The organism is Hwangdonia seohaensis (genome assembly GCF_031932625.1).
Taxonomy (GTDB): domain Bacteria; phylum Bacteroidota; class Bacteroidia; order Flavobacteriales; family Flavobacteriaceae; genus Hwangdonia; species Hwangdonia seohaensis.
Map to the genome: position 1 here is coordinate 1,056,315 of NZ_JAVSCK010000001.1, position 21,243 is coordinate 1,077,557.

The 21,243-nt window shown below is 35.9% G+C and carries 22 protein-coding genes and 1 tRNA gene; 10 read left to right on the forward strand and 13 right to left on the reverse strand.

Annotated features, from left to right (window positions below):
• Positions 1 to 65: 65 nt before the first annotated feature.
• The 9 genes from RNZ47_RS04550 to RNZ47_RS04590 all read right to left on the reverse strand — a co-directional run bounded on the left by RNZ47_RS04550 (position 66) and on the right by RNZ47_RS04590 (position 7,834).
• Complete coding sequence (locus RNZ47_RS04550; RefSeq protein ID WP_311937052.1) at positions 66 to 848, reverse strand: ABC transporter permease; 783 nt, start codon at positions 846 to 848, stop codon at positions 66 to 68.
• The gene (locus tag RNZ47_RS04555; RefSeq protein WP_311937055.1) at positions 841 to 1,548 is read right to left on the reverse strand and encodes an ABC transporter ATP-binding protein; all 708 of its coding nucleotides are present in this window, start codon (positions 1,546 to 1,548) and stop codon (positions 841 to 843) included. The genes RNZ47_RS04550 and RNZ47_RS04555 overlap by 8 nt, the downstream gene beginning before the upstream one ends.
• Positions 1,542 to 2,777: a nitrous oxide reductase family maturation protein NosD gene (locus RNZ47_RS04560; RefSeq protein WP_311937058.1), complete on the reverse strand. Its 1,236-nt coding sequence runs from the start codon at positions 2,775 to 2,777 to the stop codon at positions 1,542 to 1,544. The genes RNZ47_RS04555 and RNZ47_RS04560 overlap by 7 nt, the downstream gene beginning before the upstream one ends.
• A gap of 4 nt (positions 2,778 to 2,781) precedes the next feature.
• Entirely contained in the window at positions 2,782 to 3,219 is a 438-nt protein-coding gene (locus tag RNZ47_RS04565; RefSeq protein WP_311937060.1) for a nitrous oxide reductase accessory protein NosL, read from the reverse strand.
• 26 nt (positions 3,220 to 3,245) lie between these two features.
• On the reverse strand, positions 3,246 to 3,866 hold the full coding sequence (locus tag RNZ47_RS04570) for a hypothetical protein (RefSeq protein WP_311937063.1): 621 nt from the start codon (positions 3,864 to 3,866) through the stop codon (positions 3,246 to 3,248).
• 142 nt (positions 3,867 to 4,008) lie between these two features.
• Positions 4,009 to 5,979, reverse strand: a complete 1,971-nt coding sequence (gene nosZ / locus RNZ47_RS04575; RefSeq protein WP_311937066.1) for a Sec-dependent nitrous-oxide reductase — start codon at positions 5,977 to 5,979, stop codon at positions 4,009 to 4,011.
• Between the two features lie 29 nt (positions 5,980 to 6,008).
• A complete protein-coding gene (locus RNZ47_RS04580; protein ID WP_311937070.1) occupies positions 6,009 to 6,587 on the reverse strand; it encodes a fasciclin domain-containing protein in 579 nt (192 codons plus the stop codon).
• A 25-nt stretch (positions 6,588 to 6,612) separates the two neighbouring features.
• Complete coding sequence (locus tag RNZ47_RS04585) at positions 6,613 to 7,119, reverse strand: c-type cytochrome (protein WP_311937073.1); 507 nt, start codon at positions 7,117 to 7,119, stop codon at positions 6,613 to 6,615.
• Between the two features lie 259 nt (positions 7,120 to 7,378).
• Positions 7,379 to 7,834 (reverse strand): alpha-ketoglutarate decarboxylase, encoded by a 456-nt coding sequence (locus RNZ47_RS04590; RefSeq protein WP_311937076.1) that lies wholly within the window; start codon positions 7,832 to 7,834, stop codon positions 7,379 to 7,381.
• A 234-nt stretch (positions 7,835 to 8,068) separates the two neighbouring features.
• Between RNZ47_RS04590 and RNZ47_RS04595 the strand changes: the two genes are divergently transcribed.
• Both RNZ47_RS04595 and odhB read left to right on the forward strand, forming a co-directional pair.
• The gene (locus RNZ47_RS04595) at positions 8,069 to 10,813 is read left to right on the forward strand and encodes a 2-oxoglutarate dehydrogenase E1 component (RefSeq protein ID WP_311937079.1); all 2,745 of its coding nucleotides are present in this window, start codon (positions 8,069 to 8,071) and stop codon (positions 10,811 to 10,813) included.
• 43 nt (positions 10,814 to 10,856) lie between these two features.
• Positions 10,857 to 12,068, forward strand: a complete 1,212-nt coding sequence (gene odhB / locus RNZ47_RS04600; protein WP_311937083.1) for a 2-oxoglutarate dehydrogenase complex dihydrolipoyllysine-residue succinyltransferase — start codon at positions 10,857 to 10,859, stop codon at positions 12,066 to 12,068.
• A 550-nt stretch (positions 12,069 to 12,618) separates the two neighbouring features.
• Here the strand turns inward: odhB and RNZ47_RS04605 are convergent.
• Both RNZ47_RS04605 and RNZ47_RS04610 read right to left on the reverse strand, forming a co-directional pair.
• Positions 12,619 to 13,251: a response regulator gene (locus RNZ47_RS04605; RefSeq protein ID WP_311937085.1), complete on the reverse strand. Its 633-nt coding sequence runs from the start codon at positions 13,249 to 13,251 to the stop codon at positions 12,619 to 12,621.
• Positions 13,252 to 13,317: 66 nt separating this feature from the next.
• Positions 13,318 to 13,758 carry a retropepsin-like aspartic protease gene (locus RNZ47_RS04610; RefSeq protein ID WP_311937089.1) on the reverse strand — a complete coding sequence of 147 codons (441 nt, stop codon included), beginning with the start codon at positions 13,756 to 13,758 and terminating at the stop codon, positions 13,318 to 13,320.
• Positions 13,759 to 13,843: 85 nt separating this feature from the next.
• Here RNZ47_RS04610 and RNZ47_RS04615 point away from each other — a divergent pair, with 85 nt between their 5' ends.
• The 8 genes from RNZ47_RS04615 (at position 13,844) to RNZ47_RS04650 (ending at position 19,097) form a co-directional block, all read left to right on the forward strand.
• Positions 13,844 to 14,611 carry a TatD family hydrolase gene (locus RNZ47_RS04615; protein ID WP_311937092.1) on the forward strand — a complete coding sequence of 256 codons (768 nt, stop codon included), beginning with the start codon at positions 13,844 to 13,846 and terminating at the stop codon, positions 14,609 to 14,611.
• Between the two features lie 4 nt (positions 14,612 to 14,615).
• Positions 14,616 to 15,647 (forward strand): asparaginase, encoded by a 1,032-nt coding sequence (locus RNZ47_RS04620; protein WP_311937096.1) that lies wholly within the window; start codon positions 14,616 to 14,618, stop codon positions 15,645 to 15,647.
• A gap of 78 nt (positions 15,648 to 15,725) precedes the next feature.
• Positions 15,726 to 15,813: transfer RNA gene (locus tag RNZ47_RS04625), tRNA-Ser, on the forward strand.
• Positions 15,814 to 15,887: 74 nt separating this feature from the next.
• Entirely contained in the window at positions 15,888 to 16,661 is a 774-nt protein-coding gene (locus tag RNZ47_RS04630) for a MotA/TolQ/ExbB proton channel family protein (protein ID WP_311937099.1), read from the forward strand.
• A 21-nt stretch (positions 16,662 to 16,682) separates the two neighbouring features.
• Positions 16,683 to 17,117, forward strand: coding sequence for a hypothetical protein (locus tag RNZ47_RS04635; protein ID WP_311937103.1), 435 nt, complete (start codon positions 16,683 to 16,685; stop codon positions 17,115 to 17,117).
• Position 17,118: 1 nt separating this feature from the next.
• Positions 17,119 to 17,730 (forward strand): ExbD/TolR family protein, encoded by a 612-nt coding sequence (locus RNZ47_RS04640; protein WP_311937106.1) that lies wholly within the window; start codon positions 17,119 to 17,121, stop codon positions 17,728 to 17,730.
• A gap of 27 nt (positions 17,731 to 17,757) precedes the next feature.
• Positions 17,758 to 18,240: an ExbD/TolR family protein gene (locus tag RNZ47_RS04645; protein WP_311937109.1), complete on the forward strand. Its 483-nt coding sequence runs from the start codon at positions 17,758 to 17,760 to the stop codon at positions 18,238 to 18,240.
• 164 nt (positions 18,241 to 18,404) lie between these two features.
• Positions 18,405 to 19,097, forward strand: coding sequence for a porin family protein (locus tag RNZ47_RS04650; protein ID WP_311937112.1), 693 nt, complete (start codon positions 18,405 to 18,407; stop codon positions 19,095 to 19,097).
• Between the two features lie 33 nt (positions 19,098 to 19,130).
• Here RNZ47_RS04650 and RNZ47_RS04655 read toward each other — a convergent pair whose 3' ends face one another.
• Together RNZ47_RS04655 and rpoN are read right to left on the reverse strand one after the other, a co-directional pair.
• Positions 19,131 to 19,739 carry a hypothetical protein gene (locus RNZ47_RS04655; protein WP_311937114.1) on the reverse strand — a complete coding sequence of 203 codons (609 nt, stop codon included), beginning with the start codon at positions 19,737 to 19,739 and terminating at the stop codon, positions 19,131 to 19,133.
• Positions 19,736 to 21,196, reverse strand: coding sequence for an RNA polymerase factor sigma-54 (rpoN, locus tag RNZ47_RS04660; RefSeq protein WP_311937117.1), 1,461 nt, complete (start codon positions 21,194 to 21,196; stop codon positions 19,736 to 19,738). The genes RNZ47_RS04655 and rpoN overlap by 4 nt, the downstream gene beginning before the upstream one ends.
• Positions 21,197 to 21,243: the final 47 nt, after the last annotated feature.

Here is a 21,243-nt window from a genome sequence, read left to right on the forward strand (position 1 = left end):
AACCGATTATGTCACATTAAGGACAATGAAAGAAAAGATATTCTTTTGCTAAATTCATATTGAAACTAAAAATCCTTCTTTTTTGATTTGAATATAATTCTCAGGACCGGAAAAATTACCCAAGCCGTTAGCATAATCGTGGATACAATCAATCCGAAATTAGTGCCAAAGAATTGCTTAAAAACAGCACCCGTATATCCTAATAGTGCCGAAATATCTAATTTTAAAAGAATGAGCGTTCTCGATAAATCGATAGGATTGAGCATGGTGCCAACCAACGATAACTTATCTAACGGGTAATCTTCAAACAAAATTAAAGTCATTAAAAACAGCCCGTCGTAAATCACCGCCAAAAATAGCCACAATAAAATGGCGTAACCAAAACCTTTGATTTTATTTTCGTTTGATAAAGCGATATTAAAAGCCAATGCCGTGAATATTAGGGTTAAAAAAGTACCCGTTATGAGCAGCAACGAAAAATCCCAAATGGCACTACTTTCAAACAACCCGTAAAATACAAACGGGATGCCCAAGCCCAAAATCAAACTCATTGAAAGCGATAGTGCAACACCTAAATATTGACCCAAAAATATACTTGACCGTTTTAAGGGTTGCGCCAATAAAAGTTCGGTAAATTCTTTGGAGTTGTAGTAGTACATCACGCCAAAAATGGTGCCGATTAATGGTACTAAAACTATAATAACATTCATTAAAGTAATCACAGCCTTTGAAAGGTCGTTGTTTAAAAACAAGAGTACAATACCAAGCATTAAATAGAATGCAAAATAAACGTAACTCCAACGGCTGCGCATGAGGTCGTAAAAACTGTATTTTAATATTTTAAGCATGGTTTTCTGAAAGTATTGATGCGATTGCATGTTCGAAATCGGGTTGTTCGGTCTTGTTTTTTAATTCTGAAATGGTGCCCTTAAAGTAAATTTTACCTTCTAATAAAAATACGATTTCATCGGAAACCTCTTCAACAAAACTCATAATGTGCGAGGTTATTAAAATGGTTTTTCCTTTGGCTTTTTCTACTTGAATTAAATCCTTTAATCGAATTAGCGAAATAGGGTCTAAGCCTGTTGTGGGTTCGTCTAGAATAATTAACGGACTATCAAACATAAAGGTTAATACCAAGTTTACTTTTTGTTTTGTACCTCCGGAAAGGGTGCCCAGTTTTTTGTCTAAAAACGGCTCTAATTTAAAAAGCTTGATTAAACGCTCGTCTTCATCGGTGTGTTTGCGCAAATCCTTAATCATTTTAATTAATTCCTTTACTTTTAAATTGCTCGGGAAGTTGGCAATTTGCGGCAAATAATCGATTTTATGTCTGTAATCTGAATTCTTTCTTACGTTTTCTCCAAGTACGGAAATGGCGCCTTTATTGGGTATAACCATGCCCAAAATAGATTTTATCAATGTGGTTTTACCAGAGCCGTTAGGACCCAGAACAGCAAAAATACCGCCCTCGCTAATTTCTAAATCTAGCGCGCTTAAAACTTGGTTTTTACCGAATTTTTTATGTAAATTTTGAATGCTTACCATGTTATTTTTTTCATTTTAGGTTTATTGTCCAGTAAATTATCTGGCGTAAAAACAGGGGATACTTTCTCGGAAAAATCAATAATATCTATAAACAAACTACGCAGTAAAATAATGGTTTCCGGTGTTCTGTTTACAATATATGAAAACAATTTTACGGGTCTGTAGGGCACATCGCCTATGCCGTCTTTATCTAAATCGTAACCTGTATAGTTGCTCCAAAAATTAGATTCAAAACCATTATCGTTAATCTTGCTGTTATAAGAAACATCAAAGGAATTATACAAAAAGTTGTTGCTTTTAAAGAGGTTGGCATAACAGGCGCCGCGAACTTTTAAGGCCCAACCATTACTTATAAAGTTGTTGTTTATGTAGTTGATTCTGTTAGAGCCTTCAACATTAATGCCTATGGTGTTATCTTTAAATGTGTTGCCCTGTATTTCGGCATCGTTTATTTCCTTTAGAAGTAAACCATAAGATGCGGTACCCCAATTTTCCTTAAAAATGTTATTGTACATTTTTATTCTTTTTGAAAACATAACGGCCACTCCGGCACCATTGTTTTCAAATATATTGTCTTGGTACATATCGTCATTAGAAAACATAAAGTGCAGACCATAACGCACATTTAAAGAGCTTACGTTGTTTTTTATGGTACAAAAATCTGAAAATTCTAAATAGATGCCATCTCTAACGTGTTGCACAAAATTGTGTTCGATGTCTACATTTTTACTGTACCACAACTGTATGCCATTGCCCGAGTTGTATTCTTCAACGGCATCACCAATTATTTTGTTATGAAACACTTTACCGTCTCTTGATCTTTCAATATAAATACCAAAGAAGAGTTTTTCTAAAACCAGGTTTTGAATGGTAAAGTTTTTACTGTTTTTTACGCGAATAGCGGCATAGTCTTCAGTATAACTTGTGCCAACGTTTATAATAAACAAGCCGTCGACCGTAACATTATCAGAGGTAACGGTGATGATTTCACCTTTTGCTTCGCCATCAATTACCGGATAATTTTCGCCAATAATGGTTAATGGTTTGTCTACTTTAATGTTGTGCTCTTTGTAAGTACCTTTTTTAACAATAATGGTGTCGAAATCTTTAGCTTGTGCAATGCCTTCTTTTAAAGTAGAAATATTGCAACTGCCGCAAACCTCGATAGTTTGTGCCATAGTTAGGTTAGCCATTAAGATGGCGGATAAAAAAACGATAATATGTTTCATGGTACTAGTCTTTAAATTTTGCTAGTAATTCGGTCCAGGTATACAAGTCGCCTCCTTTTTCAGCCTGTGTTTTTTCAGCGTCAGCTTTATTTTTAAACGCCGATAGAAAGGCGCCCATTGGGCTTGGGATGTTTTCGCTAATTAAAAAAGTGGCCTTTGTAGCATCAATTAAAGCTTCGGGTTCTGTGTAGTTGTTGGATAGGTAAAGTTTAATTTCAGAAGTGTCGAATTCGTCCATAAAATGGATCATACATTCTGTGGCATCAAACATATAGACCTTGCCTTTTTTGGTTACAATTTCTGCGGCGTGGACTTTATCAACAATGGTCATTTTACAAAAATGGCAACCATCGCTTCCGTAGTTTATTGGTTTTGGTTTTACATCACAACTGAAACATATCAGTAATAATGCAATAATTGAATAGTGTTTTAGTGTTTGCATGATTTTAGTGTTTTAAAAATGCGGTGTTATTGCGTTGCTTTTTTTAAGCTTGTTTTTCTGCCCAACCAGAACGCAACAAGTGTTAATGTCATTCCCACAAACATAAGATAACCGCCCGTATGTGGCAATGAGGTAACATCAAAATTTAATAGTTTTTGAAATCCGAATAATGGTGGTTTGTAGGTCATGGGCGTACCATCTGGATTATTTAATTTTAAAATAGCATGTGGGTCTAGATTGCTACCGTAATCGATTAGCCAGTTGTTAAAATCGTACATACCTAAAATTCCTAATACAGACATGAGTACAAACCAGCCCAAGAAAAATTTGTAGCTTATTTTTTTAAGGAAACCTAATAAACCAATAACAACACCCAAGATTACCATGCCCAAAATAACTTTTGGAAATACGGCGAACTCCCACATTTCATCTGCTTTAGGTATCGTTTTCATACCTATATAGTGGTTTAACCCATCAATGTTTTGTAAATCGAATTCTTCGACACCTTGTATGCCATCAATATAAATATTCATACCAAGTGGGTCTGGATATTGTGGGGCACCAAGCATGATATTCCATAAAGGAAATTTAAAAAGTCCTAATAACAGTAATGATCCTATAATCATTATTATGCCAGCCTTTTTCATAATATTATATGTTGATAGTTATTGGGTTGAGTGAGGTTTCTGTGTAAACAGATAATAGTGTTTTAAAAAGAAAGGCGAGAGCGAAATATCAACCCTCGCCTTATTTAGAGAAATAAACACTAAAACAAAATTTCTCTAATTTTTATTCAATATCTTCTCCTAATGACCATTTTAAAGGCACATTGCTATTTGCCGGAGACACGCGAACATAACCTTGCATTTCTTGGTGTAGCGCTGAACAGAAATCTGTACAATAGAATGGCCATACACCAACTTGTTTTGGTTCCCATGTTAAGGTTCTGGTTTGTCCAGGAGCGATTAACAATTCGGCATTATTAGCGCCAATCATTGCGAAACCGTGAGGTACATCAAAATCCTGCTCTAAGTTGGTAACATGGAAGAATACCTTGTCTCCTACTTTAATGCCTTCAATGTTATCTGGTGTAAAGTGGCTACGTATTAAGGTCATGTAAACATGCACGTTTTTACCGTCTCTAACCACTTTGGTTTCACTTTCGTTGGTAGCTTTACGCGGATGTTTGTTATCGGCAAGCTTATAGAATTTAAGTGAGTTTTCTTTAATTATTTCTGCTGGAATAGCGGCAGCATAATGTGGCTCACCATGTGTTGGGAAATCTAAAAGTAATTCCATTTTTTCACCAGAAATATCATACAATTGTGCAGAGTGCTCCATTTCTGGGCCAACTGGTAAATAACGGTCTTTTGTAATTTTGTTCATCGCGAACATGTATTTTCCAAAAGGTTCTCTAGAGTTTCCACCTGGAATGGTTAAGTGACCAACAGAGTAATACGTTGGTTTTCTGTCGATAACTTCCCAAGTGCCTAATTTCCATTTTACAACTTCAGAAGAGATAAAGAAGGTTGTATAAGCGTTTCCTTTACCATCAAATTCAGTATGTAAAGGGCCTAATCCTGGTTGCTCTACCGAACCTGCCAATACATCTTCGAAATTTAAAACCGGAATGCCATAAGCATCACCTGCGAATTTCTCATTTTCAATGGCATCTAGCATTTTTGTAAATGAATGCACTGTTAAGTTAGCAGATAATTTACCATTACCTACAATGTATTCTCCTGAAGGATCTACATCACAACCATGAGGCGATTTTGGTGTTGGTAATAAATATACAGCTCCAGGAACTTCAGAAGGGTTAATTACACGCACTTCTTTTTTCATGGTAGACGTGGTAATGTGTGTGTTTTCATCAAGGATGTTGTGTGCATAGTTTGCTGGCATCATAGTGCCACCTCCATTGTTCACGTATTCTTCAATTTTTTTCCAGTTAATGGCTGCAATAAAATCCTTATCGTTTTGAGAAGCGTTAACTTCTAATAAAGTACTTGCTTCTTCAGTGTTATAGGTTGTAAAGAAGAACCATCCGTGAGATTTTCCACGTCCAGGGTGTGATAAATCATAGTTAAATCCTGGCATCAACACTTGGAATTTAATATCCATATGTCCGTGCTCTGGATCAACAGAAATAAAAGTTAGCGCCCCTTTAAAGTTTCCTTTATAGTCTTTAATTGGCATATCTCTTTGAGGCACTGGAACAGAGAAACGTGTTCCTGCTACCACATATTCCGTGTTTTCTGTGATAAAAGATGAACTGTGGTTACCTGCACTGTTTGGAATTTCAATAATTTCTTCCGTTTCAAACGATCTTAATCCAACTCTGGCAATACGAGGTGTGTTGTTTCCGTTGATAAATACCCAACGGCCATCTAATACGCCATTGGTTTGGGAAATGTCTGGGTGATGCGAATCGTCCCAAGGAATAAAACCATAAGAGGTTTCTAACATAGGTTTTGATTCTTCAGAATATCCGTAACCGTTTGTTGGGAATTGCGAAAACACAGGGATTTCTTTAAACAATCGTCCTGATGGTAAACCGTAAACTGTAAGGTTACCACTGTATCCACCAGATATAAACGCGTAATGCGAGTCGTGCTCACCGGGAGCAACATATACTTTTTCAGCAATATTACTTGCTAAGGCTCCAGATTTTCCACCTGATTTACCCGAGTTATTACAGCTTGTAAATGCTACGAGAACACATAAAGCTGCAACGCTTATTTTAAATATTTTTTTCATTGTTATATAGAATTTGATTAGTGTTTTTTTTATTCTTCCGTTGGAGGTAATAATACCTTGTCAATTACATGTACTATCCCGTTTCCTGCTGGTACGCTGGCAATAATTTTTGCGCCTCCAATTAGGGGTTCTCCATCTACAACTTCAACTTTTACATAGCCATTGTTGGCTTGTCCTAGTTTTTTAAATTTCTTCAAAAAGTCTTTAGAGTAATTTCCAGGAGTTACGTGGTACTTTAAAATATTGGCCAAAGCATCTTTGTTTTCTGGTTTTAACAGGTTTTCAACGGTACCTTCCGGTAAAGCGGCAAAAGCTTCATTGGTTGGTGCAAAAACCATTAACGGACCTGCATTTACCAATGCATTTTCCAGTTGCGCAGCTTGAACGGCCGCCACTAATGTAGAGTGGTCTGCAGAGCCAATTGCTATTTGCAGGACATTAGGTGTAGATCCATCATCTTCAATAAAAGCCTGTCCTGTACGTTCTTCAGATGCACTTTCAGTTGATGTAGCCGTAGAGTTCGTTGAGGTTTGTTTCGTTTCGTTTTTACAAGAGTACATTAATGCTACCGATGCAAAAACCAAAAACAGTAGTTTAGTAGTTTTCATTAGTTATGGTTTTTAGTTGTGTTACTTACTTTAGGGTTCTAAAATATTCCAATACAGCTCGGGCTTCTTCTTCTGTTAAGTTTTGATTTGCCATTGGAGAACCGTTAAACTCTATTAATAAGTCTTTAGCTAAAGGATCGTTTTTAACCATGCCTTCTGGATCTAAAATCATGTTCATAACCCATTCTGGAGTTCTACGTTCTAAAATATTTTTAGGAGCTGGACCAATAAACTTTTTGTCGGGTCTGTGGCAAGCCGTACACATATTTTTAAATACATCAGCGCCATGAGCTGCCATTTTCTGGTCTATTTCTGCACCTAATGTTATAGACGTAATAGGGCCAACACCTTTATTGGTTAAATCGACAGTTTTGGATGCAGGAACTTTTTCAGCCTTTTTTGTTGTAGTAGTTTTTTCTGTTGGAGCTTTCTTTTGATAAGAGAATCCTTCTTTCTTTTTTTCTTCCTTGCCACCACAACTAAAAAGTAGCGTAGCAAATAAAATGGTCATTAATTTTAGTGTTGATTTCATATTTTCTTAATTTAAGTCACAAAATTACAATCAAACAAAGATGTAAAATATGATATTTGTCATATTTAGGACAAACTTGTCTTTTTTGTTTTGCAGCTTCAATTTGATTAGGCATATAACCTAATGACAGACAGGGATTTACTTAGCAAGGGTTTGTGTGAAAACGAAGTTTTGTTCACATAAAATTTTTAAAAAAAGAAGATAAAAATAAAGACAACGAATTTTTAAATAAAAAAGATTGATTTTGCGAGGATTTATTTTAGAAATAAAACCTAACAAAAGGCGCCCAAGCATTGGCGTAAATACTTTTATCGGCATCGTACAACACATCGTATCGAATACCAAAAGTGACCTGGCCATTTCGGTAACCAGCACCAATAAATAAAGCAGGAACCCAATAATTATCTTTGTCTAAATTCAAATTAACATTGTAGGTTCGGTTAACGTTAAGTTGCTCAAATTCGCCCGAAATCTGTAATTCGTTTATAACATTAAAAAATCCAATTAAGCTGCCGCCCAAAATGGTGGATTTGTAAACATTTTTTTGATTGTTAAATGTTGCGTTAAGCCCTAAACCAAAAGCGAAATTCCTATCAAATTCATAAACGGCACTTGGGGCAATAGTACCGCTAAAATAGCCATCGCCAAAGCTTAAGCCAATACCGCCTCCAAACCTAACTTGTTGCCAAAAATCATGGTTTTGTTGCTGTGCCATTATAACATTTGTAGCTACAAACAGGTATAAAAATAGAAGACAGGTTTTTGTGTTTATAAACGAATGCATAATGAAATAAAATTAGAAATCATCAAAAATTTAATACTAAACAACAGCTTGATTTATAAATGGGTAATAATTACTTATAAATATAATAAAAGAAACATCTAATTTTAGTAAAAGTTGTATTTTTGAGAAATATTTTGACGAACCTACACGGTATTAAAAATAATAATGGATAAATTTTCATTTTTAAACGCAGCACATACAGCATATTTTGCTGATTTATACGATCAGTATTTACAAAATCCTGATACGGTTGAACCCAGTTGGAGAGCCTTTTTTCAAGGTTACGATTTTGGCACAGAGAATTACGGATTGGAAGGCGAAATTATTGAAGGTGTTTCCACTCAAATTCCAGAGCATGTTCAAAAAGAATTTCAAGTGGTTAGGCTTATTGATGGCTATCGAATGCGGGGGCACTTGTTTACCAAAACAAACCCCGTAAGAGCGCGACGAACTTACACACCAACTTTAGCATTAGAGAATTTCAATCTCTCTGAAAGTGATTTGGATACGGTTTTTAACGCCGGCGAAAACTTAGGAATTGGCGCTCAGCCTTTACGCAAAATCATATCGCATTTAGAAAACATTTATTGCAGTTCAATAGGTGTGGAATATATGTATTTGCGCAATCCTGAGGTGATAAAATGGTGGCAAGAGCAATTGAATAAAAATGAAAATCAGCCGAAATTTTCAGTTGAAACGAAAAAATATATACTTTCAAAGTTAAATCAAGCCGTTACTTTCGAGAACTTTTTGCAAACCAAATATGTGGGGCAAAAACGTTTTTCTTTGGAAGGTGGCGAATCTTTAATACCTGCACTAAGTAACGTGCTTTTTTATGCGGTTGAAAGATACGGTGTAAAAGAATGCGTCTTGGGTATGGCGCATCGTGGGCGTTTAAGCACGCTGGTAAATATCTTTAGAAAGCCACTCAGAGAGCTTTTTAGCGAATTTGATGGAAAAGATTTTGAAGACGAAAATATTGATGGCGATGTAAAATACCATTTGGGATTAACACTTGATAAAACTTACCAAAACGGAAAGAACATCAAGATGAACTTGGTGCCAAATCCATCACACTTAGAAACCGTTGCATCGGTTGCCGAAGGGATTACCCGAGCAAAAATAGATACGGATTACGATGGCGACGACTCTAAAATAATCCCAATAGTTGTACATGGCGATGCCGCCATTGCAGGCCAGGGCATTGTTTACGAAGTGGCACAAATGAGCCAGCTAAACGGCTATAAAACCGGTGGCACCGTTCATATTGTGGTAAACAATCAAATCGGTTTTACAACCAATTATCTCGATGCACGTTCCAGTACGTATTGTACCGATGTTGCAAAAGTAACATTGTCACCCGTTTTACACGTAAATGCTGATGATGCCGAAGCGGTGGTACATGCCGTAGAAATGGCTCTGGAATACAGAATGCGTTATAAAAAAGACGTGTATATCGATTTATTGGGCTATCGTAAATATGGTCATAACGAAGGTGACGAGCCACGTTTTACACAGCCTAAACTCTATAAAAATATAGCAAAGCACCAAAATCCGTTTAAAATTTATTCGGATAAACTTATAGCTGAAAACACTATTGACAAAGCCTATTTGGATAAAATCGTATCTGATTTTAAGGATACTTTGGAAAGGGAATACACGAAATCCAAAGAAGAAGATGCTTCAATAGTTCGTGAGTTTATGCAAGAGCGTTGGACGGCGTTTAAGCGTCAAGGGTTGGAAGCAATGCTTAAAACTGTTAATACAAGTTACCCAAAGAAAAAGTTAGAACACATATCAAAAGTCGTTTCAACTGTTCCCGAAGGCGTTAAGTTTTTACGTAAAGCCGAACGCATTTTAGATGGTCGGGCGAAAATGGTTTTTGAAACCGATACCCTCGATTGGGGTATGGCAGAAACCTTGGCTTATGGTAGCTTGATGGAAGAAGGTTTTAACGTGCGTATTTCCGGGCAGGATGTTGAGCGTGGTACATTTAGTCACCGTCATGCTATTTTAAGAGATGAAATTTCTGAAGAACGTATCAATCTTTTAAATATAAACCCTGAAAGCAAGGGTAAAATGGATATTTACAATTCCTTGTTATCCGAATATGCTGTGTTAGGTTTCGACTACGGATATGCCATGGCAAACCCAAACACATTAACCATTTGGGAAGCACAATTTGGAGATTTTAGCAACGGCGCTCAAATTATTTTCGATCAGTATTTATCGGCAGCCGAAGACAAATGGAAAGCCCAAAACGGAATTGTCGTGCTATTGCCACATGGTTACGAAGGGCAAGGGTCCGAACATTCATCGGCACGAATAGAACGTTATTTGCAATTATGTGGCGATGATAATATGGTCGTAGCAAATTGTACAACACCTTCAAATTTCTTCCATTTACTGCGTCGTCAAATGAAACGCGATTTCAGAAAACCACTAATCGTTTTTACGCCAAAAAGTTTATTGCGTCACCCCAAAGCGGTTTCGTCTATAAAAGAATTATCAACCGATACCTTTCAAGAAGTTATCGATGATTCGGTAAATTCGAAAAACATAAAAAAACTAGTATTCTGTACAGGTAAATTCTATTACGATTTATTGGCTGAAAGAGAAGAATTAAATAACGAGGATGTGGCATTAGTGCGTATAGAGCAGTTATTCCCATTACATTTAGAAAAAATTCAGCAAATCATTAACCGTTATCCAAACGTTGAAAATTATGTTTGGGCGCAAGAAGAACCCATGAATATGGGCGCTTGGAGCCATATGATGCAACGCCTTGATTTGGTTAAATTAGAAGTTATATCAAGACCATACAATTCGGTGCCGGCACCGGGGTCTAGTACGCGCGATAAACGACGACAACAACGTGTAATAAACGCTGTTTTCAATGTTGAAAATTAAAAAACGATAATTAAAAACTCATATACAATTAAAATTATAGAGCATGATTTTAGAAATGAAAGTACCATCACCTGGGGAATCTATTACCGAGGTAGAAATAGCAACATGGTTAGTTGAAGATGGCGATTATGTAGAAAAAGACCAAGCTATTGCCGAGGTTGATAGTGATAAAGCCACCCTTGAATTACCAGCTGAAGCTAGCGGAACTATTACGCTTAAAGCGGAAGAAGGCGATGCCGTAGCTGTTGGGGCCGTGGTGTGTTTAATTGATACCAGTGCAGAAAAGCCAGATGGTGCTGATGCTGTAAAGGAAGAAAAAAAGGAAGAGACACCAAAAACGGAAGCGCCAAAGGCTAAAGAAACCGAGGCTAAAACATACGCCACGGGTACAGCAAGTCCTGCAGCTAAAAAGATTTTAGCTGAAAAAGGTATGGATGTTGCTTCAATTTCCGGTACAGGAAAAGATGGTCGTGTTACTAAAGAAGACGCTGTAAACGCCGTGCCAAGTATGGGTACGCCAACGGGCGGAAACAGAGGGACATCGCGCAGTAGAATGTCTATGTTGCGTCGTAAAGTAGCAGAGCGTTTGGTTGAAGCCAAAAATACAACGGCCATGTTAACCACGTTTAATGAGGTTGATATGTCGCCAATTTTCGCATTGCGTTCAGATTACAAAGAGGCCTTTAAAACCAAGCATGGTGTTGGTTTAGGATTTATGAGTTTTTTCACTTTAGCAATTGTTAGAGCCTTAAAAATGTATCCGGACGTTAATTCTATGATTGATGATAAAGAGATGATTTCTTTTGATTTTTGCGATATTAGTATTGCGGTTTCGGGACCAAAAGGGCTTATGGTACCTGTAATACGAAATGCTGAAAATTTAAGTTTTAGAGGTGTTGAAGCCGAAGTAAAGCGATTGGCTATTCGTGCTCGCGACGGACAGATTACTGTTGATGAGATGACCGGAGGCACATTTACCATTTCAAACGGGGGTGTGTTTGGAAGCATGTTGTCTACACCAATTATCAATCCGCCACAGAGTGCTATTTTAGGCATGCATAATATTGTTGAACGACCTGTTGCTGTTGATGGCAAGGTTGAAATCCGCCCAATTATGTTTGTGGCACTATCGTACGACCATAGAATTATAGATGGTAAAGAATCTGTTGGATTTTTAGTAGCTGTTAAAGAAGCTTTGGAAAACCCAATTGAATTGTTGATGGATAACGATGTTAAAAGAGCATTGGAGCTTTAAAAGACAAATTTCAATAAATAAAAAAGCGAGTTACCCATAAAGTAACTCGCTTTTTTTTTTTCAACTAATACCTTTAAAAAAGACTAACTAAAACTAAAAAAAAGTGACAAGTATATTAATTGAAATTATAATGAGAACTAAAACTATTAGGCCTACTGCAAAGTATTTGTCGAGACTGTTATTTGTTTCCATGGCGTTTATATAAAAGGTAGTTTTGAGTTTTTTTTAATTCTTTTTTTAAAGAAGACTCTGCGTAAAATACGCAGAGCCCTCATAAAAATTCTCCCTAATTAAGAATTAATTAATAGCACTGTAAAAGTATAGCATAACGATGATATAAAAAATACGTAGAACTACGTATTTTTTGCAAGAAGATGGTTTCTATAAATAAAGAAAGCTCCAAATCATTACAATTTAGAGCTTTCAATAATTCTCCCTAAGAACTAATTAATAGCACTGTAAATATATGACAATCAGTCGATAAAAGCAATACGTAGTTCTACGTATTTTTAAAAATTCTCGATTTTATTTTTATTTGATAAAAACAGGACTAAAGGAAGTCTTTATTTACGCCTGCCCAAATAGAGAGTGAGGAGGGTTTATTGTCCAGTCCCAGTTTTGCTAAAATATTGCTCCGGTGCTTTTCTACGGTTCTAATAGAAATACTTAGCTCTTCGGCAATATCATGGCTTGTTTTATTTTCGGCAACAAGTTTAACTATTTTAAGTTCAGATTTACTTAACGAGGCCAAAGCCTTAGGTTTTTGCTGTGCGCTACTAACGTTTAAATAATCAGCGATTTCTTCGCTAAAATAAGATTTGTTATTTACAACATGCGCAATACAGGTTTCAATTTCTTCAATAGCAAATTCCTTTAAAATATAGCCGTAAACGCCAAACTCAATAGCCTGGTCGTAAACTTCTTCTTCCTTATCAAAGGTTATTAAAATAACTTTAGTGTTAAGGTTGTTTTTTTGGCATGCTTCGGCAATTTCCAGCCCTGTTTTATGTGGCATTCTAATATCTAAAATTGCAATATCCGGTTTTAACTTTACAATAAGATTGTAGGCCGCATTACCATCTTGGGCGCTGCCAACAATGTTAAAGCCTTTTGAGGTTAAAAAATCTGATAAACCTCTTAACATAAGCGGATGGTCGTCCGCAATTACTATACTGTGGTTCATTAATTAATTCGTGAGGGATTATTGTTGCTATTAAATATTAAAAGTAAGGATTATAATTGTGTCATGTTATAATTTTAGGTATAAATATTTTTTTTCGTAATCTATTACTGCTTTTGCCTTTTTTAAAATATCCGCACCAATTATACCATCAACCGGTTGCGCGTTATGATTGATAAGGGCGGTGTTAACATGCGTGAGGTTAAATAAAACCAAAATCACTTTATCGTGTTTCCATTTGCCAATCTTCACCTTGTTTTTTTTCGACATTTGCGTGTCCATATCTATGGCACCGGCACCAGCGGCTTTAATTAAGGAATCTTCGGCTAATAGGTTAAAGTTTTCAACCGCTTCAAAACCAACACACGAACTTGAAGCTCCGGTATCTAAAATAAAAAGCCCTTTTACACCATTAATAGTGGCTTTTACTTCAAAATGATTGGTTTTGGTAAGCTTCAATTTTACTTTGGTATACTCTTTTTCAAGTAGGAATTGTTGCAGTGTTTGCATCTAATTTAGTTTTAAACAAAGATAATCCTATAAAACAATTATTTTTACAAAAAAGTGTTAAGGATACCATTTAAAATATTAAAACTTGATAATTACAGATACCCACACCCATTTATACAGCGAAGCTTTTAATGATGACAGAAACGAGATGATTAATCGTGCCATTGAGCAAGGGGTTACCCGATTTTTTATTCCAGCCATAGATTCAACCTATACGGCATCCATGTTGCAACTTGAGAAAGATTATCCAAACCATGTGTTTTTAATGACGGGTTTGCACCCAACGCACGTAAAAGACAACTATAAAGACGAGTTGAAACATGTTGAAACCTTGCTCGAAAAGCATCATTTTTATGCCATTGGCGAAACAGGAATAGATTTGTATTGGGACAAATCGACTTTAGACATCCAAAAAAAAGCCTTTAAACATCAAATACAACTTGCAAAAAGCTACAAGTTACCTATAGTTATTCATTGTCGCGACGCTTTTAACGAGATATTTGAAGTTTTGGAAACAGAAAAGAGCGACGATTTGTTCGGCATTTTTCATTGCTTTACAGGAACTTTGGAGCAGGCGCATCAAGCCTTATCCTATAATATGAAATTGGGCATTGGCGGGGTGGCAACCTTTAAAAACGGAAAGATTGACCAATTCTTAAATCAAATCGATTTAAAGCATATTGTGCTGGAAACCGATGCGCCATATTTGGCCCCTACACCGTACCGTGGCAAACGAAACGAAAGTGTATATATATTAAAGGTGTTGGAAAAACTGTCCTATATATATAATAGGAGTGAAGCAGACATTGCTAAAATCACCACCGAAAACTCAAAGGCTATTTTTAAAATTTAGAATTATGGGCACCACTAAACCAAACATATTGCTAATATATACCGGCGGAACAATTGGTATGGTTAAAGATTTTAAAACCGGCGCACTTCGAGCTTTCAACTTTAAAAATATATTAAAACGCATCCCGGAATTAAACCTGTTAGATTGTAATATCGATACCGTATCGTTTAAAGAACCCATCGATTCTAGCAATATGAATCCGGAGTATTGGGTGCAAATTGCCGAAGTCATCGAAAAACATTACCACAATTTCGATGGCTTTGTGGTATTGCACGGAAGCGATACCATGAGTTATACCGCATCTGCATTAAGTTTTATGTTGGAAAATTTGGCGAAACCAGTGGTGTTTACGGGGTCTCAATTGCCCATTGGTGATTTACGTACCGATGCCAAGGAAAATTTAATTACGTCCATTCAAGTGGCATCGTTGCAACATCGAAAAAAACCAGTTGTTAAGGAAGTGTGTTTGTATTTTGAATATAAATTGTATCGCGCCAACCGAACCACAAAAATTAACGCCGAACATTTTGAAGCCTTCGCCTCTTTAAATTATCCAGATTTGGCAGAATCCGGAGTGCACTTAAAAGTGAACAACGAGTATTTATTTAAGCCCAATGTGAAGAAAAAATTAGCGGTTCATAAAAATTTGGATAAAAATGTTGCGCTTATAAAGTTGTTCCCAGGGATTTCAGAAGCGGTTTTGCAAAGTGTTTTTAACACACCAAATTTAAAAGGCGTTATTTTAGAAACCTACGGTGCTGGAAATTGTACAACCGAGGCTTGGTTTATAAATATTCTAAAAAATGCGATTAAAAAAGGCATACATATTATTAATGTTACGCAATGTTCGGGCGGAAGTGTGATTATGGGACACTACGAAACCAGTAATCAGTTAAAGAAAATAGGGGTAATTTCGGGAAAAGACATTACAACCGAGGCGGCAATCTCTAAATTAATGTATTTAATAGGACAAAATATTTCGCACAAATCCTTTAAAATCAGCTACGAAACCGATTTAAGGGGTGAAATATCTTAAAAATTAACTGTTAAAATTTTAACAGCTTAATTTTTTTTTGTTATTTGAGCCACCGTAATTAAAAGTATTGCGAAATACAGAGAGGTGGCCGAGTGGTTTAAGGCGCACGCTTGGAAAGCGTGTATGCGTTAATAGCGTATCGAGGGTTCGAATCCCTTCCTCTCTGCTGTATTTTTTGTTTTTAATTGCTATATTTTTTATATCTTTAACACTTTAACTAATAAAATTAAGATCGAGAACATGAAAAGATTATTTTCTATCCTAGCCATTTCAGGAATAATGGCATTCGGAACTGTTAATGCAACTACAAATGCAAACGCAACAACGGCAGTAACAACGGTTGCAACTATCACTCAAGAACAAGACGCAGCACCCGCTGAAGAACTCGGATTTCACCAAGAACTAAAAAAGAGGTTCGTTGAAGGTGGTCCAGGATTTATGGGTATTGTACTGTTATGTTTAATTTTAGGTTTAGCGATTGCTATCGAGAGAATTATCTTTTTAAACCTTTCTACAACAAACACAAAAAAATTAACTCAAAATGTTGAAGATGCACTATCATCTGGTGGTGTTGAAGCAGCAAAAGAGGTTTGTAGAAATACAAAAGGGCCCATCGCTTCTATATTCTATCAAGGATTGGATAGAACAGACGAAGGTGTTGAGGCTGCCGAAAAAGCTGTTGTAGCTTACGGTGGTGTACAAATGGGACAGTTGGAGAAAAACGTATCTTGGATTTCTTTGTTTATCGCTCTGGCGCCAATGCTTGGTTTCATGGGTACGGTAATTGGTATGATTCAGGCTTTTGATAAAATTGAAGCTGCAGGTGATATGAACCCGTCGTTGGTTGCAGGTGGTATTAAAGTAGCACTTTTAACAACGGTATTTGGTTTAGTTGTGGCAATTATACTTCAAATTTTTTACAATTATATTATTGCGAAAATTGATAGCATTGTTAACGATATGGAAGATGCTTCTATTACGTTAATGGATTTGCTAATAAGACACAAGAAGTAATAATTTAAAATTGTAAGTATTATGAAAAAAATATTAACCATATTGTTAGGTATAGTAGGAGTTCTTTCTATTGTGTTTCTAGCAATGATAATATCAACAGGCGATGAAGCTATTAAACTAGGCGAGTCTAGTGGTACCGTAAATACGTTTATGTACATTGGATATTTAGTTTTGTTTTTAACTTTAGCTTTTGTTGTTATTTTTAGTTTAAAAAACATCTTTTCTGATTCTGAAACCATGAAAAGCACCTTAAAAGGTGTTGGGATATTCGCTTTATTGGCGGCTATTTGTTATTTCGGATTGGCTAAAGGTGTGGAAACAGAGCTTAAAGATGGCGACATGCTTTCTGCTGGAGGCTCACAATTATTAGGGGCAGGATTATATTTATTCTATCTTCTTTTAGCTATTGCAGGCGGATCAATGTTGTTTTTCGGAATTAAAAAAATGATAAAGTAATATGGCAAAACGAGCAGCACCAGAAGTTAATGCAGGCTCAATGGCCGACATTGCCTTCTTACTACTAATATTTTTCTTGGTAACTACTACCATTGAGAAAGATTCTGGTATTAACCGTAAACTACCGCCTATTGATGATAGCGAAGTAGATCCGCCAATTATAAAACAGAAAAATATCTTTACTGTTTTATTGAACAAAAACGATCAATTATTAGTTGAAGATGAGCCTATGCAAATTAAAGATTTGCGTAAAGCAGCCGTTGAGTTTTTAGACAATGGTGGCGATGGTACTTGCGATTATTGTCAAGGCGCAAAAAGCCCTAGCTCATCTGATAATCCAGACAAGGCTATTATATCTTTAAAAAACGATCGCGAAACGTCTTATGCCGCTTATATAGCCGTGCAAAACGAATTGGTTGCAGCTTACAATGTATTGAGAAATCGAAGAGCTCTTGAAATAGGCCCACAAAACGGCTTTAATGATATGGACTTTATTAAGATGCAAGACAATATTAAAGATGTGAGATGGACTGGTGATAAAGAAAAGTTAAAAGAGGTTGTCGATCAAATTAAACTAGAGATACCTCAAAAACTTTCAGAAGTTGTAGAATAATTTAGAATTAAATAGAGATTAAAGATTATGTCTAAATTTAAAAAGAAAAAAGATGGAGGATTACCTCCGGTTAACACAGCATCATTACCAGATATTGTATTTATGTTGTTGTTCTTTTTTATGGTTGCTACCGTAATGAGAGAAGATACACTATTTATACAAAACCAATTACCATTGGCAGATCAGGTTGAAAAACTTGATAAAAAATATCCAGTAAGTTATATTTATATGGGTAAGCCAAGCGAGAATTACAGAAAATTTGGTACGGTTGCGAGAATCCAGCTTAACGATAAGTTTGCTGATGTTTCTGAAGTTGGGAGATTTATTGACGCAGAGCGACTGGCTTTAAGAGAAGAATTAGTACCCTTTTTAACCGTATCCTTAAAAGTAGATAAAGATGCCAACATGGGAATTGTTGGAGATGTTAAGCAAGAATTACGTAAAGTAAATGCATTAAAAATTAATTATACTACCGGTATTGGAGATGCGTTAAGCAATATAAAGAATTAAACTATCTTGATTTTATATCTAAAAAGCGTTTTGTTGATTCAAAACGCTTTTTTTTATATATAATCGTACAATTTTAAGTATAATTGTATAGTTATACCATTTGAATTTAGTACCAATCCTATTGACGATTATTTGGTATTGGCAAAAAACAAGCACTCCTTTAAATGAAAAACATCTTTTTTGTAATCTTTTTTATTTTGGGTTTTCAGTGGGTTTCATCTCAAGATACTCAAAACACCGTTGTAGATTCACTTTATAAAGAGGATCATTTTTACGCTGGAATAACCTATAATTTATTGGGTAATATTCCAAGTAGCATTAAACAAAGCGGATTTTCAACAGGTTTTCATTTCGGGTATATTAAAGATATGCCCATAAATAAAAACAGAAATGTTGCCATTGGTGTAGGTTTAGGTTACTCTGCAAATTCATTTAATCAAAATTTACTCGTTAATCAAAATGTTTCTGGAGATTTTGAGTATAGTATTTTAAAAGATAGAAGCACCTATTCCAAGAATAAATTTTCGATGCATTTGGTTGAAATGCCCATTGAGTTTCGATGGCGCACATCAACACCCACCGTATACGATTTTTGGCGTATTTATACGGGGTTTAAATTGGGATATGTGTTTAGGCACACTACTAAACACGTTGGCGACTTGGGGGTTTTAAAATACGGCAGCGTTGACGGGTTTAATGATTTTCAATACGGATTAACATTAAGTGTGGGATACGGTACATGGAATTTTCATTTATATTATGCTTTAAATCCTATTTTTTCCGATATTGCAAAAATAGATGGCGAAAGCATAGATATGAATGCCATTAAAGTGGGCTTAATGTTTTATATCTTATAATTGATGTCGTCATTTCCATAAAATTGGAAATCTTTATAGCCAATAATTGACTAAGATTAACTGTGGAAACACGCCTATAAAACAACCTATAACCAATTCTTTATACGTGTGGGCATTTAAGTGCAATCTTGAAGTAGCAACCGCGCCGGTAATAATCGACATTAATGCCAAAGTACCGTTAATATTGATGTTAAAATGAATGCTTAAAGCTATAAAAAACATAAATAACCCTGATACGGCAATCATATGAATACTGGCTTTAAATTTAAAAATCGCTAAAATTAGGCAAGCCAATGTTGAAATTAATATGCCTACAAAAAAGAAATAAAGCTCAATAACTTGACTTGGCGTAACAATACGCTGCAATACCAAAATAAGAACCACACAATAGAGCGAAAGCGGAAGGATACGCTCTTTGGTGCTGTCTAAATAAATAGATTTTACCTTGCCAAGCGTTTTTAATAAAAAGAAGAGCAATACAGGTAAAATAATCGTTAAAATAAAAAGCGAAATTAATTTGGCTCGGATAATTTCACTGGGGATAAACCTTGGGGATTTGGCAAAGTAAAAGACCACGCCCAATAATGGCATTAATAAAGGGTGAAAAACAAACGAGATACTTTTTAAAATACGATCTATCATATTTTTTTGCGTAAACGTGCTACCGGAATATCTAATTGTTCTCTGTATTTAGCAACGGTTCGTCGGGCAATTGGATAACCTTTTTCCTTTAAAATGGTAGCTAAAGCTTCGTCGGTTAGTGGTTTGCGCTTATCTTCTTCTTCAATAACTGTTTCTAAAATTTTCTTTATTTCCCTGGTTGAAACATCTTCGCCTTGATCGTTTTTCATCGATTCAGAAAAGAACTCTTTGATGAGTTTTGTACCGTAAGGTGTATCGACATATTTACTGTTCGCCACTCTTGACACGGTAGAGACATCCATAGAGATTTCATCGGCAATATCTTTAAGAATCATGGGTCTTAAATTGCGCTCATCGCCAGTTAAAAAATATTCTTTTTGATAATGCATAATAGCACTCATGGTTACAAACAAGGTTTGTTGGCGTTGTTTTATAGCCTCGATAAACCACTTGGCAGCATCTAATTTTTGTTTTATAAAAATAACGGCATCTTTTTGCGAGCTCGATTTTTCTTTACTGTCCTTATAACCTTTAAGCATGTTGCTGTATTCTCTAGACACGTGTAAATCGGGTGCGTTTCTGCCATTAAGCGTGAGCTCTAACTCGCCATCAACAATTTTAATGGCAAAATCGGGAACCACATGTTCAACAATTCGGTTATTGCCCGCATAAGAACCTCCGGGTTTTGGGTTTAAATGTTCAATTTCTGAAATGGCGTCTTTCAGTTGAGCTTCGGTAATATCGAATTTTTGGAGCAGTTTTTTATAATGCTTTTTTGTAAACTGATCGAAAGCATTATCAATAATATCAATAGCCAATTCTATATTGGCTGTTTTTTCTTTTCTATGTAGCTGGATACTTAAACACTCTTGAAGGTTTCGTGCGCCAACACCAGCCGGATCCAATTGATGTACAATGCGCAAAACCGATGCCACTTTGTCTTCATCGGTGTACACGTTTTGCGTAAACGCCAAATCATCGGTAATATCGGATAGCGAACGACGGATGTATCCGCTTTCATCGACGCTTCCTACTAAAAATTCAGCAATATCGCGCTCGTCGTCAGATAACCGATAGGTGTTCAATTGATTGATTAAATGCTGGGTGAAAGATGTTCCTGCGGCATAGGGCATCGTTTTTTCCTCATCATCGCTACTGTAATTATTAACCTGCGTGCGGTAATCCGGGATTTCATCATCACTTAAATATTCATCAACATTAATATCTTCGGCATTTATGGTTTCATTGTCATCATAATCATCGGCAGAATTGTCTAAATCCGAATCGTAATCGTTGTCATGCTCTTCTTTACCACCTTCAAGCGCAGGGTTTTCTTCAAGCTCTTGCTTAATGCGTTGCTCGAAAGCCTGTGTTGGCAACTGAATCAATTTCATTAATTGAATCTGCTGCGGCGACAGTTTTTGCGATAATTTGAATTGTAAATATTGTTTAAGCATGTTCCGATTTGATTATTGTAAAAATATAAAACTATTTTTAAAAAAGA